Consider the following 15802-nt stretch of genomic DNA (forward strand, 5'->3'; position numbering starts at 1 on the left):
AAAATATGAAGAAAAAAGTTTTGCGATTTTGTTCTTTTTTACTGATCGTTGTGGGTCTGTTTCTTCTATTTAATAAACCGCTAATCAATTTTTTCATACGTCACACGGGTGCTGTTTATGACATTAGTCAGCTTTCTAAGCGGGACTTAGAAAAGAACAAGCAGAAAGAAGAAACTTTCGATTTCGACCAAGTGAAGTCTCTCTCTTCAGAAGCAGTGGTAAAATCTCAGCTGGCTGGAGAAAAAAAAGAACTGCCAGTGATTGCCAGTATTGCGATTCCAAGTGTGAAGATTCGGCTGCCGATTTTTAAGGGATTATCGAATGAGGCCTTGCTTTATGGTGCAGGTACACTTTCGCCTGATCAGGAGATGGGTGCAGGCAATTATGCCTTAGCCAGTCATCGGTCGGATCAGCCGGATTTATTGTTTACGCCATTAGAGAATATCATGCTGGGTGACCTCATTTATTTAACCGACCTTTCCCATGTGTATACATACGAAGTAATTGAAAAGGAAAAGGTTGTGCCAACTAAAGCAGAGGTATTGGATGTCGTACCAGAGAAAAAGCTGTTGACACTGATTACTTGCGGGGACTTATATGCAACGAATCGGTTGGTGGTTCAGGCAGAATTAATTGAAGTGACACCGATGAAGCAGCTGTCAGAAGCAGCTGCCCAAGCCTTTCAGCTTCCGATTCAATCGTATTGAAGGACCAGCAGATGGCTTATGTGGAAGAGAGGGAATGAATGGTATGCGGCTAATCTTACTATTAACCAAGAATATTTTAGTAGAACAACAGTTACAGGAACAATTGCAGCAGTTGAATTATGAAGTGCTGTGCTCGGTTCAAGCCTTTCACCAATTGAGAAAAGAAGGGTATGTAATGGTGGACCACCAGGTGATCATCTTCAGTGAAACCATCACCAATCGAGAAATTGCGGAACTCTTACCGAAAATGGTCTCAGGGAACCTTGTGATCTTTCGCAAATTCAGTGTGGCGCCCTCTTTAGAGGAACAGGAACAACTGAGGAAGTTAGGATTGAAGGAATGGATTTCAGGCGATATTCCTTGTGACCAGCTGAGGGAGCGCTTGGCTGAGAAGATGGAGCTGCTGCAGCAAACCGAAGAGCAGGAACGTGCTTCTCACCAGCAGCATTTCGTTATGACGGAAAAGCTGCTGGAACATTTTCTGAAGACATTAACGAAAAAGGAAAAGAAGGTATTTCTTTATTTGCAGGAAGCCAATGGTGAAATTGTTTCCCGCGAGGAGCTGTGCGACTACTTATGGAAAGAAGAGCTTAATCATTCTCGCATGTCACAGTTGTCCGTGTTAGTGAAAAAAATTAAGCAAAAACTGAAAGAATCAGGGTTTAGCGAAGACTTACTGCGGACCATTTGGGGCAGCGGGTATTGCTTAACGCCTGAGTTTTCACTGGAACTTATAGAGTAAATTAAACCAGCGGCAATCTTAAAAAAAGAAGTAAGGTGATGGTGTGAGAAAAGAGTTAGCAGAAGCAAGAAAAAAATTGTTTGACCAAGCCAAAAATGAACCGGTTCATTTCTTTGTGACTACCTGTTCGGAAAATAAACGGGGACAGGTTTGGCAGACTAGCAGCGATAATTTTGAACAGGGCTGGCTAAAAATAGAAAAGTATTTAGATGCCTTTTCAATTTTTCCCAAATGGGTAAAAATTGAAAGACTGAACACAGTGAAGAAGGTGAGTGCAAAAGAAGGACAACAGGCCATCTTTCAAACACAGCGGAATAATTATTTTCCTTATGGTGTGTCCTTCAATGAAGATCCTTGTTCAATCTTTTTACCTGAAGAAATTACTGGGAATGCGCTGCTGGTTCCTCATCCAGAGCATCGAATAGCTAGAAGAGATGCGCGTTTAATGAGTAGTGAAGAGAATATCCAAAAATATAACCACTACCGCGATCAGAAGGATGACGTGAATCCACAGATTCATTTTGGGGAAGAGTGGACATTTTTCACAAAGAAGGGCGTCTTCATTGAAAATGAAAACATTTATTCCATGGAAATGGAGGGCTATGGACAGGGTGTACGGAAAATTGATGCAGACAATCAGTGGACCATCTTGGAGCAGGGCATTCGGCGTGGGGCTCAATACTTGGTGGATCAGATTACCGAAACGGGGAAGTTTATCTATGGGTACTTTCCGGTACGTGGTAGAACGATTAACAGCTACAACAGTGTCCGACATTATTCCAGCCTATATGCGCTGCTGGAGGCCTATGACTATTTGCAAGAGCAGGAATTGGCTAGTGCTGATTTCCTAGAAAAGATCGAGCAAGGTCTGCAATGGGGACTTATGCATCTGACCAAGGTGACAGAGGATGCCTACTATGTAGTTGATGGCGAGGAATTAAAGCTGGGGGCTCAGGCGATGGTCATTTTGGCTTTGACCAAGTATCAGACAGTCACTGGCAATCAACAGTTTTTACCTTCCATTAAACAGTTCTTGAATGGGATGAAGTCGTTTATTGCAGAAGATGGAGCGACCGCTCACGTTTTGAATGAAGAGTTAACAGAGAGCGAAGCCTTCAGGATTATTTATTACGATGGGGAAGCGTTGTTTGCGATTATGCGGGCCTACCCATTAGTCGGTAAAAAAGAATGGCTGGACCTGGCGGAGCTGTTAATGAATCACTTTATTCAAAAAAGGTATGAACGATACCATGATCATTGGCTGAGTTATTCAGTCAATGAACTGACGACTTACCTACCGAAACGAAAGTATTTTGAGTTTGGGATTCGGAATGCCTTGGAGAATTTAGCCTTTATTGAGAAAAGAGATACCGCTTATCCAACGATGTTGGAACTGGTGGTGGCGGCAGTTAAAATGTTCGATCGGATTCAAGAGATTGCTTTTGAAGAGCCGCTGTTTAGCTCTGAAGAATTCACTTGGCTAAAGAGCGTGATGGAGAAGCGAGCCATCCATGAATTAAGAACGGGAACAATGTGGCCGGAGCTTGCGATGTTCTTTGCCCAGCCGGAAACGATTGTTGGCGGTTTTTATGTGCGTCATGATCGGTGCCGAATGCGGATTGATGATGCGGAACATTTCTTATCGGGGTTGATTAATTATCAGGTGTACAGTTCAACAGAAGAAGTTACTGAGGCAGTGATTAACGAAGCGGATGAGGATTTAGAAGTTATTGAGAATTCAGAGGAAGAGTCACTGGCTATTTCTGTGGTTATTCCGGTTTACAATCGGGAAAAAGAACTGGCCAATTGTTTGACTCAATTGGCGCACTCAACCCTTGATCACTCACAGTTTGAAGTGATTGTGGTCGATGATGCTTCGACGGATCAGACGGTGAAGGTGGTTGAGGAATTCCAGGAACACTTTGACCATTTGCGGGTGCTGCGTTTAGCGGAAAACTCTGGCGGTGCGTCTGTGCCTAGAAACCTAGGATTGAAGCAATCCAAAGGGAAATGGGTGGTCTTCGTGGACTCGGATGATTACCTTACCCCTCATGCCTTGGAGGATGCGTACCAATTGGCAATCGAGGAGGAAGAAACGGATTTGGTTTGTATGCCTTATTTCCGAGCAGAGGGCAGTCGTCGCGCACTTGGTCGTTCGTGCTTCCAATCACCTACAGCTATCAAAGGAGTGGATTTCCTTGATACTAAGCTGTACAACAGCTTGAACATCGTTGGCAAGCTGATGCGTAAAGAAGTTGTGGATCGGTATCAGTTGGAATTCCCAACCAAGATTAGGGTACGTGAAGACAATTGGTTTTCAATGAAGCTTTATGCGGTGGTTCGCAAGATTGCGTTTTTAGGGAATATGAAGGACTACTATTTCTGCGGCGAGTGGGATACGGTTTCCCTTTCGAAAATCGGCACACCCCCACGAGATGCGATGAAAATTTATGCAGAGGTCTTTCGTTTTGTTTTTAGTTTGGAAGAAGTGCCGCAAAAGCGCAAAGAAGACATTTTAGCGATTTATCTGAATCGCTATGCGGCCATGATCAAACGTGGAAGGTATGCGCCGACCCGGCTATTCGACCAGACAGGCTATTCGCTCTACTTCCTCAAAAGAAGTACCTATTTGGATACGGAAGCCAAGCAGTTTATCAATGACTTATACAGTGGAAAATATGACGTTCAATAGTAGACGCATACAGACAGGCCGTGAAAAGAGGGATTGAAATGGCAGAGCTTGGACAACTCATTCTTGAAGTGATAAAAAATTTAGGGATGCGAAAGCTGATCTTGATTCTTTTCATCACAGTAACCTTTATTACCTTTTTAAAGCAACGACTAAAAAAGCATCGCTCCTATGATGAATTGGATGCAGTGGAAGATAGCTACCAAAAGGATGAAAATGGTCTTTATCCTTGGGAGGCGGATACTGATGATTCTCCCCAGAGGATTCCAAAAGATGCGAAGAAATACATTCACAATGCGGGGCCAAAACGGGGGCGCTGGTCCTGATTAGTAGTCAGTGGGAAAGGAGGTTGTTGTAATAAAAAAACGTCAGAGAACCCACAAATTTATTTTTTCCAAAGGGTTGGATCGACTTTTGGTAGAACGAGATATTTTTACCAAACTAACCACACGAGAAAACCGGTTTGTACATGGGAAGGATCCGATGTTTGTGAATAGTACAGTGGCGATTGAGCCCTTTTCAATCTTTGTTAAGGGCACTTATCTGCACACCATGGGAGCTTTCAGTTACAGTCGCAGTAATCTGCCAGTGGACACAATCGTTGGCCGTTACTCTTCGATTGCCCCGGGTGTAAGCCGGATGGGGCCGAATCATCCAATGGATCGCTTCACCACCTCACAGATTACGTATGAAACCAAGAACATTTCTCTGAATACCTATAAGGAAAAATGGACCAATCAATTTGAACCTTCACCGAATCAGTTACGACGTCAGCCAATTGACATTGGCAATGATGTTTGGATCGGTGAGAACGTTACGTTTAGTTCAAAAGGGATTAAGGTTCACGATGGGGCAGTGATTGCTGCGCATGCAATTGTTACAAAGAATGTCCCGCCTTATGCAATTGTTGCAGGATGTCCGGCAAAAATCATCAACTTCCGTTTTTCGCCTGAATGTATTCAGCAGCTGCTTCAATTAAAGTGGTGGCAGTATGATTTTGGCCAGTTTTCGACGATCCGGGGAGACGAATCGATCGAAGATTTTATCAGTAAGGTGAAACAATTAATTGATCAGCAGCAAGTAAAACCCTTTACGCCAACCGTAACGACAATTGATGATTTTCTGAAGGCTGCTGAAGAATAGGAAAGAGGATCCTGTGAAAAAGAAGGGAATATCCATCCTACTGCTGCTCATTTTTTTCTTTGCCTTTCAACTGATAACGCAAGCAAAAGACGCCGATTGCCTTGACCCAGTAGACATAACAGGCGAAGCCGCAGCCGATTATCCAGAAGAAACCAGTACTAAAAGAAAAAAGAGAAAAAAAACACGGACCGTTCAGCTCAAACGGTTTTATCTGAGGGTGACAGATGGTGCAGAGGACTCTGTTCCAGTTCCGTTACCTAATACCCGGTACACTATTCGTTTAGTCACGAAAGAGCAAGAAGTGTTTTTGCACGAAGGGGTAACCAATAACCAGGGAGAAATAAAGGATGTAGCACTGCGCAAGATTCCTTTAGAAGGAGCTTCATTGAAAATAGGCTATATCTTAGGCAATGATCAAAGAGGCTACGTGCAAAAATATAATAAAAAGCCCTACAGCTTTGTTTTTACACTGAGATTAGGTAGCGATAATACAATTAATTATTCCAATCATCAGGTGTTGTTTGGAAAAGAGAAACAGGAAGAGACCTTTTTCTATAATTTCCAAGCTGCCCGAATCAATGACTATTTTGATCAAGCTGTTCAGGCGCAAGCGAATGCCGTAAAGCAGGCACGCAAATTACTTCCTGACACTGCCAAGTTCACAATAAAACCGATCAATATCAATTTTGAACAGGGAAAATATCTTGATAAGAGCAATGCTTTTTCTCGCAATGGGCATGATAATCGTGCAATTCCCGACATTGTGATGGGTGACCGCAGTGACAAGAACTTTGAGACAAAGAAGCTGATGCACAATATTATGCACGAGTGGACGCATTGGACTATGTATACAACCTTCGCAATGCCTGGCGGCGAGTATGATAGTCATTATGGGGTCAATTCAGATCCAAAGATTAGTTATAAGGAGGGCTGGGCGTTATTTGCAGGTGAGTTTTTTGCGGCTCCTGAGAGTCTCGCAGAAAGGGATACGTTAGTGCAGGAGGATGATCATCAGGGAGTGAATCGGTTATTTGGGAAATCAACCAATCTCACCGTTCAACAGGTTCTCTATGACTTGTTAGACACCGGATCGACGGATGAAGCTTTTCATATTTCTGAACGCTACTTAGATGAAGAGCGATCGGAACAAGCGATGCATCAAGTAAACTTCGGTATTCTGTATACCCTGATGCTGGAATCAGAAGCGACAACTTTACAAGAATTCTTAACCTATTTAGAAGATAAGTATATAGTGACTGCTTCAGATAAGGAGAAGTTCACTGAGGTACTAAAAATAAATGGACTGGCAAGAGACGGAAGCTTTAGTAAAGCGAATCCGGAAAACCAAGAGTAGCTATTTGTACAGTCAGAGACTAACGAGGAGTGTGAACAAGTGTATAAAGTACTGATTCTCACCAAGAATATTTTAGCTGAACAACAGCTTCAAAAGCAGCTTCAACTGTTGGACTATGAAGTGTTTTGTTCAAAAGAGAGTTTCAGAAATCTAAAATTATTGTCAATCACCGATTTTTTCCCGGTTATTATGTTAAGTGAAACCATCAGCAACTTAGAGATCGAGAAGTTTCTCCCTTACATTGATCAAACCAATAGTCTCGTGGTTCGTTTGGTGATGGATGAACCGAATGAAGAAGAACTAAGAGTTTGGCAGGAGTTGGGGGTCACTGGTGGACTGGCAAAATCCCTTTCCTTTGATGGATTCCGGGAAGAATTAGTCCGGTTGCAAAATGCCTTTTACAAAGAGCTACACGAAAATAAAAAGCTGGAATCTCCAGCGATTGATAAAATTGAGAATCGAACCATGGAAACTTCGGCAGGTCGAATTTATTTTTCTAAGAAGGAAGAACGGCTGTTCAAGATGTTGTTGGAAGCGAAAGGAATATTAATCCCTCGCAGTGATATTTGTGCAGTGCTGTGGTCTGAAGGAGAGACGGATTCGAATCGCAGTCAGCTTTCTTGTATCACTACGAAGATTAAGAATAAGTTCAAGGCAGCTGGTTATCAAGGAGACACGATTATCACCAAGTGGGGCCAAGGATATGGGCTGAATCCTGATTTTTATACTTATTTAAGTACTGATCAAGCAGAAGAGAGCTATCCTGAATTTATTCGGGATCATCGTAAGCAGGATAGTATGCTGATTTGATAAAAAAAGAATGTAACAGTGAGATAGTAAAGTGGCTAGAGAAAAAAATCTCGTTGTTAGAATTGATGTATACTATCGACGACTTATATTTGACAGAAATAGTTATCGGACTGTACTAGTTCAATAGCTAGGTCGAGGCTGAATCCTGTTTATGGTAAGATTGAATTAAGAATGCCACGTAAATATTCAAGCTTTCATTTGTTTTTAGGTTATTTAATACCAATGATTTAGCAGCGTAACAAAGTGAAAGGGGCAGGGATTTTTGTTTGAAATTATCAAAGAATACATCATCAAGCCGTTCAAAGAAGGTAAAGAAGAAGCTAGGAAAGAAGTTGAACAAGAAAAACGAGAGCAAGACCAAAGAACCAGAGATACTATAGCTGATCTAACGTACACAGAAATGTTTGCTGCGTGTCTTGCGGCACCATTTCGTGCAGTGCTTTTTTTAGACTGGTTTAGTTTATTCAAAAAAGAAGAGGTTGACTTTGAGGATCAACCGATTTTACATTTACTTTGTTTTGGGGAAACTGCTAATTTAAATGAGGAAGATATTCGGAGTTTGAAAGTGCAACAAGAAACGAGTTTTAATATTTTTTCGGGTGAAGAAGCATTAATTGTTGCCAAAGCTAGTTTACAAGCTGCGGATATTCAATTACTTTCACTGCGAGAAGTTAGCGAGTCTTCTGAAGCCGCCCACTCGAAGATAAATTTTACGGCCTTGGAAATTGGAATAGCGGCAATGGCTTTAGTTTCTGCTGTGGATACTAGTCTGCTTCAAAAAGATCAAGTGTTAGCGATTTTTGAGGAACTAATACCAAAAGTTCAAGAAAAATTCGAGGGCTGGGAGCACTATGGCACTCGGTTGTTGGATCAAGAAGCAATAGTAAAGTTTAATACGGGATTTAGTAGAAAACAATTTGAAGGAGACATAAAAAATCTTATTCACAAAAGTAATAGTCCCTGGCAATATTTAAAATGGAATCTATATTCGTAGTAAATTATTTCAATATCGAAAAAAGCCGTGGATGGTTTACCAGTTTTCAAAAGTTAGAATAAACCTAACACTTGGAGTAATTGGTTTATTATCCACGACTTTCTTTGTAAGCGTGCAATTACTTAAAAAGCGAAACGTTTCAAAAATTGCGTGAAAGAGATGCAGTATAAAAATTTGGTTTGATACAGGCAGAATTAGAATAAGTACATAGTGTTTTTATGAGAAACACGATATCAGACAACAATCTGATTTTTTGATAAGTGTTCATAGTTTGGATAAGAGCGAGTTTCAATAAGCTCTTATAGATAGAAGGAATGATTTTGAGCAGTGCCTGCTAATTCAGTCTTTGTTAGAATTATGAAAGAGTAAGAATAGTTCGTGTAAGAGAGCTATCCTGAATTTATTCGGGATCATCGTAAGCAGGATAGCATGCTAATTTGATAAAATAAGAATAGCCGATCTCGCTTTTTTTGTCGGCTATTTGAGTTGTTTTAAGCTGTAGAAATTAAAAAACATGGTGCCACAATCGGCAACATGTTCTTGCTTTATATATAAACTAAAACCAGAGCGGCATCATCAATGCACTAATGGCAACTGCATCATATTTCACTGCTTCGCCTTTTACTTGATTATAAAGAATGCCGATAGCCTTAGGAAAATCTTGTCGGTAGGAAAGATAATACCACGAGATAGCTTTGCAAAGTTTAGTGGCGACCAGCTGGTATTCGCCATTCTTTTCTAATAGCGCTGCATTTTCTAATAGAATATCCTGCAGCTCAGGTCTTTGCTTGACTGCTTCATCTGCATAAGCAGCACTAATCTGATCCATCATTTGCGTAACCTTTTCCTCTCGCTTCATGATCTAACCTCCTGAGATTTTACTTATACTAAAATGATACTATCAAACATATCAGTACGTTTAAATAAAATACATTGATTTGCTTCTATGTGACAAAATTGTTCGTTTTGAATCTAAATGTTAAAAAAACTTAAGAGAAACGGCAACTGAATGTAAAACAATAAAGTGATAAGTAAAATCCCCAGCTATCTTTACTGACGATGATTGGCTAGGGATTTTAGCTTTAGAAACGCTAAGATGTTACTTGAGAATAGTGAGTATTTCGTTATTAACAGCATTCATTATATGAAGAAACTGTACCGGATCAAAGATGTTATTGACTAAAACAATCCGATAGTCACCATTAAGATATTCTGGATTGTCAGTAATAATGATGTCAGCATTTTCGTAGTCGTCAACAAAATTTAGCAGGCCATTTTGATAAATCAGCTGTAATTTTTCTTTGAGAAATTTTTTAGTGATATAGTTCTTTATAAAATGCAGGTAGATAGATACTTGAGAAGTATCAAGAATACTTAATTGAATATAGGTTAGGCTGATAAAGTACTTAACATTACTATTATCCAATAGTAATTCACGGATACTAGTGAATCGCGGGTCATTTATTAACTTAGTGTATATTTGTTCAATTTCCTTTTGTTTTTTATCGTCGGCCTCTAAAAGTTGGACGGGTTCGTTTACGTAAGGTAATTGCTCAAAATCCAACGTATTCAGATTCCAAATATCTAAAAGATACACACGAGTAGCTGAAATGGAAAAGGTAAAAAATAGATAATAGTAATAAATAATCTGTCTGTACTGCTGCTGGGTCAGACTAATTTTTAAGTCGGCAGAATAATCGCTGATAAACTGTCCAATGAATTGATATATGGTGGAGTCTTCAGCGATAATCCGATCCGCTATTTGATAGATCTTATCAATTGAAACAATATCATTTAGAAAAATCTGAACAAAAAAGCTAAAAGCCAATTCCTCATTTGCTATTTTCAACTGGTCATTGCAGTAAGTAGAAAAGTAGTCAGTACAATCAAAGGAATCTAAACGGGAGAGCTCAAAGTAATTTCTCAAAACTTCGAATTCTTGATTGTTTAACAAGAACCCATTGGATAGACGACAATGCAAAATCCCAAACAAAATCAATAAATTGTTCAAGGAATACTCTGACAGTTTCCGGTTAGCGGCTATTTTTTGGACCTGTCTCTGAATCGTTTCTTTTTCAACTGGAAACAACCAGATAGAATTTGGAACACAAGAGATAAAAAAATTATATACATACAATCGAATATTTACTTCGTTGCCTTCAAAAGTTAGTTTTTTATCGTTGCCCTGTGTGATTGCTATATCGAATTTTTTTAGTGATTTATTTAAGTTTCGTATGACTTTGTAAGCATAAGATCTACTGACTGCTAAGGAGTCGCAGAGATCGTTAATACTAAGATCACCTTCAATAACGAGCTGCAAACAAGCCTGGAAAGGGATCGACTCCTTGAAATAGCAATATCGAATGGTATTGAATACCATACAGGATTTCTCCAGAAACGCTGGGTTGATTTGATAAGTATGGGTTGCCGTTTTGTAGATGAAAGAGTCAAGCCCCGTCAGATGATCTATTTCTTCATTTAATTCATGAATATATCGGAGCGTGGTCTTCGCTGTTACTCCTAAGTAGACACCTAAATTATCTTGAATATCGCTTATGGTATGTAGTTCATTACTTTTTTGATAAAAACGGTAAAGGATACAGAGTTTGAAAAATTTGTTTTCTGATAATAGTGTGTTAATCATGGGTATTCTCCTTTTTATTCTCTTTTCTTCAAAAACAGGATACACATTTTTTAAAAAAAAGAATTATACTAATTTTGATCGGGGAGATTGAAAGAAAAACAACTATCCATGTTTCAAAGATTGGTAGATTATTCAGGTGAATGTAATTCAAAATTCATAAAACTAATTTCTTCTCAACTAATAAATTAACAAAAAATCTGCTTGATTTCAAACTTTGTTGGTCTTTTTTTCTTTCTTTCCTTCCGAAAAAAATTCAAGGTAAGAAGTATTAAGCATTAACTATTTATTACTGGCATCATGAGGAGGACAGCTACTTTTAAAAAGAAGGCTGTCTGGTCGAAGAATGAAAGTATCACTATTACGAGGGGGAACTACTATGGGCTCAATTCTAGTTTTAACAAAAAATCTACTGGTTGAGCAACAGTTACAGGAGCAGCTGCAACGATTAAACTATGAGGTCTATTGCTCTACTGAATTTTTGGATCAGTTATTAATGGGCAATGCGATTGATCCTATCTTTCCTATTTATCAAGCGGTTATTTTAAGTGAAACGATATCGAACCAAGAGATTCAACAAATTCTGGAACATCTCTTGAGTCAAAACCGAGCGGTGTTGCGTAAATTTGCCAGCGATCCTTCTGCTAAAGAAAAAGAACAATTAAAGTTAATTGGGATACATGATTATCTAGTCGAGGGAAACACGTTGGACCAACTCAGGGAGCAGCTTGTTGAAAAACTGGGGACAGTAGGTTGTTATCCACACAAAACAGACCTCATTCATCAAATGAAAAAGAGGAACTTAAGGGACATTAAAATTAAGTTCTCAAAAATGGAGAAAAAAACGCTGCAGCGTCTAACCGAGTCACAGGGTGAATCTGTTTCTCGCCAAGAGATGTGTGAGGCTTTGTGGAACGATGTGCCTAATAACTCTCATTTATCCCAGCTGTCGTTGTTGATTAAGCGTGTAAAACACAAATTAGAGAAAGGTGGATTTGAGGAAGAGGCTATTGAAACGATCTGGGGATATGGTTACCGTTTGTCACCGGATATTTTGGAAGAAATAAATAGGGTTAATGAAATGAGAAATGTAGAAGAATTGAAAGAAGTAGCTATAGAAGAGTATTGATTTAAAATCTAAAAAAAGCCCGGTATCCTGATTGCAATCACGTAATCAGGATACCGGGTTTATTCGTTTATCTTAAACGCCAAAAAAGCTTAAGATAAACAGTAGTAATGCAGGGAAAATCGAATTCATCGAGTTGAACATCCAGTGAACCATAATTGACCCCCAGATGTTGTTAAATACTAGGTAAATTACGCCAAAGTAAATCCCAATTACCATATAAGGAATCGTTCCATAGATATTGCCGTTAAAGTTGCTGATATGTATCAAGCCAAAAAGAATGCCTTGTACTATCAGCATAACACCCCTAACTGCCCGGCTAGTGAACTTTCCTAATAATAGGTAACGGAAGGTTAGTTCTTCAGCGAATGGTGCGATAAAGGGGATTAAAGCTGCCAAAAGTGCCCATCCTGCGGATAATTGAGCACCAGTATCAGAAGAATCACTTTTAACTGTTAGCAGATGCGCAGGGATTAGTTCTCGAACCAGATGCAAGAGCAGAAAGGCTCCGGCAACCAGAAAAATACTGATTAGCAGCTTCCAAAATAGTTTGTGGCGATACAACCGCCATTGTGCTTTTAAAAAGTCCTTAAAAATATAAATCATTACGGCAAAGCCGGTACCAAAGAGTAATGTAGTGAGAATCAGAGCAGGAATCGGTTTGCTCGTAATAGAAAAGAGGGGAAAAATATAATCGCCTATAAGTAATTCGATGGGAATAATTAATAAGGCCCACCATTGTTTTTTCGATTGTTCCATGCTGTTCCTCCTTATTTTCCTAATAGTAAGAAATTTCCAGAAATATGTAAAGCTATATGCAATTTTTCAAAAAATGACCTGTTTAATAAAACTTCTTTGGTATACTAGTAAAAAGGAGTCGATGAATAGTGGCGGATTATCAAATGCAAAAGGCAATAGGTGCTCTTTTTCGCAGTAAGACCAACAGGCAGACTGGTATCATTCAGATATTAGGCAGCTGGTACGATTACAAAGTAGTTGAAGGGATACCGGAGGCTGGAAGCATGTTAGAGGTGATTGATTTTACTAGTCGAGAACTATTGGTCGTCGTTAATAATGAAAAAACAGAAAGTGAAGTGAACTACATTGATAATTTTTAATATCATCTTGTTTTTATTCTTAGTCGTTGTTGTGTTGTTTGTGATTTCCAGAATGGTGGTCATTGTTCATCAGGGGGAAGTGAAGGTTGTTGAAAGCTTTGGGAAATATGTGCGGTCTTTGGATCCAGGCTTGCATTTCTTAATACCAGTATTGTATCATGTACGTCGCCGTGTTTCTTTGAAGCAGACACCGATCCAGATTGAACCGCAAAGTGTGATTACGCGGGATAACGTAATTGTTGAGATTGATGAAGCTATTAAATATCATGTAACAGATGCACGTGCATTTGTTTATGATAATGAGGATGCAGTTACTTCCATGATTCAGGATTGTCAATCGAACCTGCGGGGAATTATTGGGAAAATGGAATTGAATGAAGTGTTAAATGGAACGGAAGAAATCAACATGAGCTTGTATGAAAGTGTGAAGCACATCACTGCTGGTTACGGCTTATCGATTGACCGGATTAATATTGGAGAAATCTCGGTTTCTAATGAAATCATCAATTCTATGAACAAATTAATTACCGCCAGTCGTGACAAGGAATCCTTGATTACAATTTCAGAAGGTAAAAAGCAGTCAGTGATTTTAGAATCCGAAGCGAAAGCCTCAGAAATGCAAATTGATGCTGAAGCACGGGCTAAGCAAACGAAGATTGACGCTCAGGCAAGGGCAGAACGGACTAAAATGGATGCTGTTGCAGAGGCAGAAAGAATCAAGTTGATTACTGAAGCAGAAAAATTAAAGATCAAGGAAATCAACCAAGCGATTTCTGAAAGTGGATTGACAGAAGAAATGATTGCCTACCTAGGTATTGAAGCCTTCAAACACGTAGTTGAAAACAATAGCAACACCGTTATTATGCCTAGCAATTTAACTGAATTGGGGAATGTGCCAGCAATCAAAGAAATTTGGCAAAAAACCAAATAGGAGTTGAAGCACCATCGCAAAGAAACGTAAAAAGCAGACTCCTGTAACGATTCTAACCAGTGTCGTATTGCTTATAGCTGCTTTATATGGCTTATATACACAGGAACACACCGAAGATACTTCGGTAAAAAATGTTGAACTTGCACAATTAGCTGAGATACCTGCGTATGACGGAGAACATCAGATCATTCAGCTGAATCATAATCAGCCGAATTTTACTGAAGAAGAATTGAAAATGCCGCTGGGTACTCAGTTTTCGGATTTAGACAGCTTGAACCGGGTGGGTCGAGCAGATGGTATGCTGCATAAGAGTTTATTTCCTAAAGAAGAACGGGAGCGGCTATATGTGAAGCCGACGGGGTGGCAACAGAAGTTTTATCAGGATCAGCCTTTATACAACCGTGCGCACTTAATTGCTTTTCGGCTAACTGGGGAGAATAATAATCTGAAGAATTTAATGACTGCAACCAGCAGCCTGAATTCACCGGGAATGACGGTCTATGAGAATCAAGTAGCCGACTACCTAAAGAAGACTGGAAATCATGTACGCTATCGGGTGACTCCCTATTTTGAGGGGGATGAATTAGTTGCCCGCGGGGTTCAGTTGGAAGCACAGAGTATCGAGGATGATGAGGTTTCATATAACGTCTTCATTTATAATATCCAAGAGAGCGTAACGATTGATTACCAAACGGGACGTTCACAGAAAAGTGAGTAGGCTGACTACTCACTTTTTTGTGCAAAACAAAAAACCGAGACAAAACGTCTCGGCCTTAATCAGTTTATCCCTTTAATGAACCTTTGTTTTCCATAACTTCATCAATCAAGCCGTAAGCTTTTGCTTCTTCAGCAGTCATGAAGTTGTCACGGTCAGTATCTTTTTCGATGATTTCGATTGGTTGGCCAGTACGTTCAGCCAAAATGTTGTTTAAACGTTCGCGGGTCTTCAAAATGTGACGAGCCGCAATTTCGATTTCAGTCGCTTGACCTTGTGCACCGCCAAGTGGTTGGTGAATCATGATCTCAGCGTTTGGCAATGCAAACCGTTTACCTTTGGTACCAGCAGTCAATAAGAAGCTTCCCATTGATGCAGCCATACCTAAAACGATAGTTTGAACATCAGCTTTCACAAAGTTCATCGTATCAAAGATCGCTAAACCAGCAGATACGCTTCCTCCTGGAGAGTTGATGTAAAGGTAGATGTCTTTTTCAGAGTCTTGAGCATCCAAGAAAAGTAATTGAGCGATAATTGAGTTTGCCATATCGTCATTTACTTGTCCGCTTAGCATGATGATGCGGTCTTTTAATAGACGTGAATAAATGTCATAGGCCCGTTCACCGCGGGATGATTGTTCGATAACTGTAGGGACTAAATTCATAGTGAATCCTCCTTGTAAAATGTAGTCATATATTAGTTTAGCACATTCAAAGGCTAAATCCTAAAAGAAAGTATACACCAATGGTCAGTTTTGGTCAAATATTTTAGTTTTGTTTTTTGACGTTTGAATGCTATCGCAGATAGTGGAAAATATGTTACTATTAATAAC

The 15802-nt window shown here is 39.6% G+C and carries 16 protein-coding genes; 12 read left to right on the forward strand and 4 right to left on the reverse strand.

All coding sequences use genetic code 11. From position 1 onward, the window contains the following. Window positions 1-5 precede the first annotated feature (5 nt). The 8 genes from IGI49_RS01790 (at window position 6) to IGI49_RS01825 (ending at window position 8439) form a co-directional block, all read left to right on the forward strand. Window positions 6-707 (forward strand): class A sortase, encoded by a 702-nt coding sequence (locus IGI49_RS01790; RefSeq protein ID WP_207703374.1) that lies wholly within the window; start codon window positions 6-8, stop codon window positions 705-707. A 34-nt stretch (window positions 708-741) separates the two neighbouring features. Continuing rightward, entirely contained in the window at window positions 742-1449 is a 708-nt protein-coding gene (locus tag IGI49_RS01795) for a winged helix-turn-helix domain-containing protein (protein ID WP_242704471.1), read from the forward strand. Between the two features lie 43 nt (window positions 1450-1492). Then, window positions 1493-4141, forward strand: coding sequence for a glycosyltransferase (locus IGI49_RS01800; protein WP_207703375.1), 2649 nt, complete (start codon window positions 1493-1495; stop codon window positions 4139-4141). A 38-nt stretch (window positions 4142-4179) separates the two neighbouring features. Beyond that, window positions 4180-4464, forward strand: a complete 285-nt coding sequence (locus tag IGI49_RS01805) for a hypothetical protein (RefSeq protein ID WP_207703376.1) — start codon at window positions 4180-4182, stop codon at window positions 4462-4464. A 157-nt stretch (window positions 4465-4621) separates the two neighbouring features. Beyond that, window positions 4622-5281, forward strand: coding sequence for a CatB-related O-acetyltransferase (locus IGI49_RS01810; RefSeq protein WP_278253117.1), 660 nt, complete (start codon window positions 4622-4624; stop codon window positions 5279-5281). 13 nt (window positions 5282-5294) lie between these two features. Further along, complete coding sequence (locus IGI49_RS01815; protein WP_207703378.1) at window positions 5295-6635, forward strand: hypothetical protein; 1341 nt, start codon at window positions 5295-5297, stop codon at window positions 6633-6635. Between the two features lie 39 nt (window positions 6636-6674). Beyond that, complete coding sequence (locus tag IGI49_RS01820; RefSeq protein ID WP_207703379.1) at window positions 6675-7445, forward strand: winged helix-turn-helix domain-containing protein; 771 nt, start codon at window positions 6675-6677, stop codon at window positions 7443-7445. A 262-nt stretch (window positions 7446-7707) separates the two neighbouring features. Beyond that, window positions 7708-8439, forward strand: a complete 732-nt coding sequence (locus IGI49_RS01825) for a DUF1266 domain-containing protein (RefSeq protein ID WP_207703380.1) — start codon at window positions 7708-7710, stop codon at window positions 8437-8439. A 556-nt stretch (window positions 8440-8995) separates the two neighbouring features. Here IGI49_RS01825 and IGI49_RS01830 read toward each other — a convergent pair. Both IGI49_RS01830 and IGI49_RS01835 read right to left on the reverse strand, forming a co-directional pair. Next, window positions 8996-9298 (reverse strand): bacteriocin immunity protein, encoded by a 303-nt coding sequence (locus IGI49_RS01830; protein ID WP_207703381.1) that lies wholly within the window; start codon window positions 9296-9298, stop codon window positions 8996-8998. A gap of 240 nt (window positions 9299-9538) precedes the next feature. Continuing rightward, entirely contained in the window at window positions 9539-11083 is a 1545-nt protein-coding gene (locus tag IGI49_RS01835) for a helix-turn-helix domain-containing protein (RefSeq protein WP_207703382.1), read from the reverse strand. 376 nt (window positions 11084-11459) lie between these two features. On the opposite strand from IGI49_RS01835, the gene IGI49_RS01840 reads away from it, so the two are divergent. Next, window positions 11460-12209: a winged helix-turn-helix domain-containing protein gene (locus tag IGI49_RS01840; RefSeq protein WP_207703383.1), complete on the forward strand. Its 750-nt coding sequence runs from the start codon at window positions 11460-11462 to the stop codon at window positions 12207-12209. A 72-nt stretch (window positions 12210-12281) separates the two neighbouring features. Here IGI49_RS01840 and IGI49_RS01845 read toward each other — a convergent pair whose 3' ends face one another. Beyond that, a complete protein-coding gene (locus IGI49_RS01845) occupies window positions 12282-12965 on the reverse strand; it encodes a CPBP family intramembrane glutamic endopeptidase (protein ID WP_207703384.1) in 684 nt (227 codons plus the stop codon). 128 nt (window positions 12966-13093) lie between these two features. On the opposite strand from IGI49_RS01845, the gene IGI49_RS01850 reads away from it, so the two are divergent. The 3 genes from IGI49_RS01850 to IGI49_RS01860 all read left to right on the forward strand — a co-directional run bounded on the left by IGI49_RS01850 (window position 13094) and on the right by IGI49_RS01860 (window position 14973). Continuing rightward, on the forward strand, window positions 13094-13324 hold the full coding sequence (locus tag IGI49_RS01850) for a hypothetical protein (RefSeq protein ID WP_207703385.1): 231 nt from the start codon (window positions 13094-13096) through the stop codon (window positions 13322-13324). Continuing rightward, a complete protein-coding gene (locus tag IGI49_RS01855) occupies window positions 13311-14255 on the forward strand; it encodes an SPFH domain-containing protein (RefSeq protein WP_207703386.1) in 945 nt (314 codons plus the stop codon). The genes IGI49_RS01850 and IGI49_RS01855 overlap by 14 nt, the downstream gene beginning before the upstream one ends. Before the next feature lie 73 nt (window positions 14256-14328). Continuing rightward, window positions 14329-14973, forward strand: coding sequence for a DNA/RNA non-specific endonuclease (locus tag IGI49_RS01860; RefSeq protein ID WP_207703486.1), 645 nt, complete (start codon window positions 14329-14331; stop codon window positions 14971-14973). Window positions 14974-15037: 64 nt separating this feature from the next. Here IGI49_RS01860 and clpP read toward each other — a convergent pair whose 3' ends face one another. Then, window positions 15038-15634 carry an ATP-dependent Clp endopeptidase proteolytic subunit ClpP gene (gene clpP, locus IGI49_RS01865; protein WP_207703387.1) on the reverse strand — a complete coding sequence of 199 codons (597 nt, stop codon included), beginning with the start codon at window positions 15632-15634 and terminating at the stop codon, window positions 15038-15040. Between the last annotated feature and the right edge of the window lie 168 nt (window positions 15635-15802).

Origin of the sequence: Enterococcus sp. AZ071 (assembly GCF_050499065.1) — a bacterium.
In the GTDB taxonomy this organism is placed as follows: Bacteria; Bacillota; Bacilli; order Lactobacillales; family Enterococcaceae; genus Enterococcus_A; species Enterococcus_A ferrettii.

Bases quoted from the DNA above. Each gene is read 5' to 3' on its own strand.
- IGI49_RS01790 (WP_207703374.1), top strand. From the start codon at position 6: ATGAAGAAAAAAGTTTTGCGATTTTGTTCTTTTTTACTGATCGTTGTG.
- IGI49_RS01795 (WP_242704471.1), top strand. From the start codon at position 742: ATGAATGGTATGCGGCTAATCTTACTATTAACCAAGAATATTTTAGTA.
- IGI49_RS01805 (WP_207703376.1), top strand. From the start codon at position 4,180: ATGGCAGAGCTTGGACAACTCATTCTTGAAGTGATAAAAAATTTAGGG.
- IGI49_RS01810 (WP_278253117.1), top strand. From the start codon at position 4,622: ATGTTTGTGAATAGTACAGTGGCGATTGAGCCCTTTTCAATCTTTGTT.
- IGI49_RS01830 (WP_207703381.1), bottom strand. From the start codon at position 9,298: ATGAAGCGAGAGGAAAAGGTTACGCAAATGATGGATCAGATTAGTGCT.
- IGI49_RS01835 (WP_207703382.1), bottom strand. From the start codon at position 11,083: ATGATTAACACACTATTATCAGAAAACAAATTTTTCAAACTCTGTATC.
- IGI49_RS01840 (WP_207703383.1), top strand. From the start codon at position 11,460: ATGGGCTCAATTCTAGTTTTAACAAAAAATCTACTGGTTGAGCAACAG.
- IGI49_RS01845 (WP_207703384.1), bottom strand. From the start codon at position 12,965: ATGGAACAATCGAAAAAACAATGGTGGGCCTTATTAATTATTCCCATC.
- clpP (WP_207703387.1), bottom strand. From the start codon at position 15,634: ATGAATTTAGTCCCTACAGTTATCGAACAATCATCCCGCGGTGAACGG.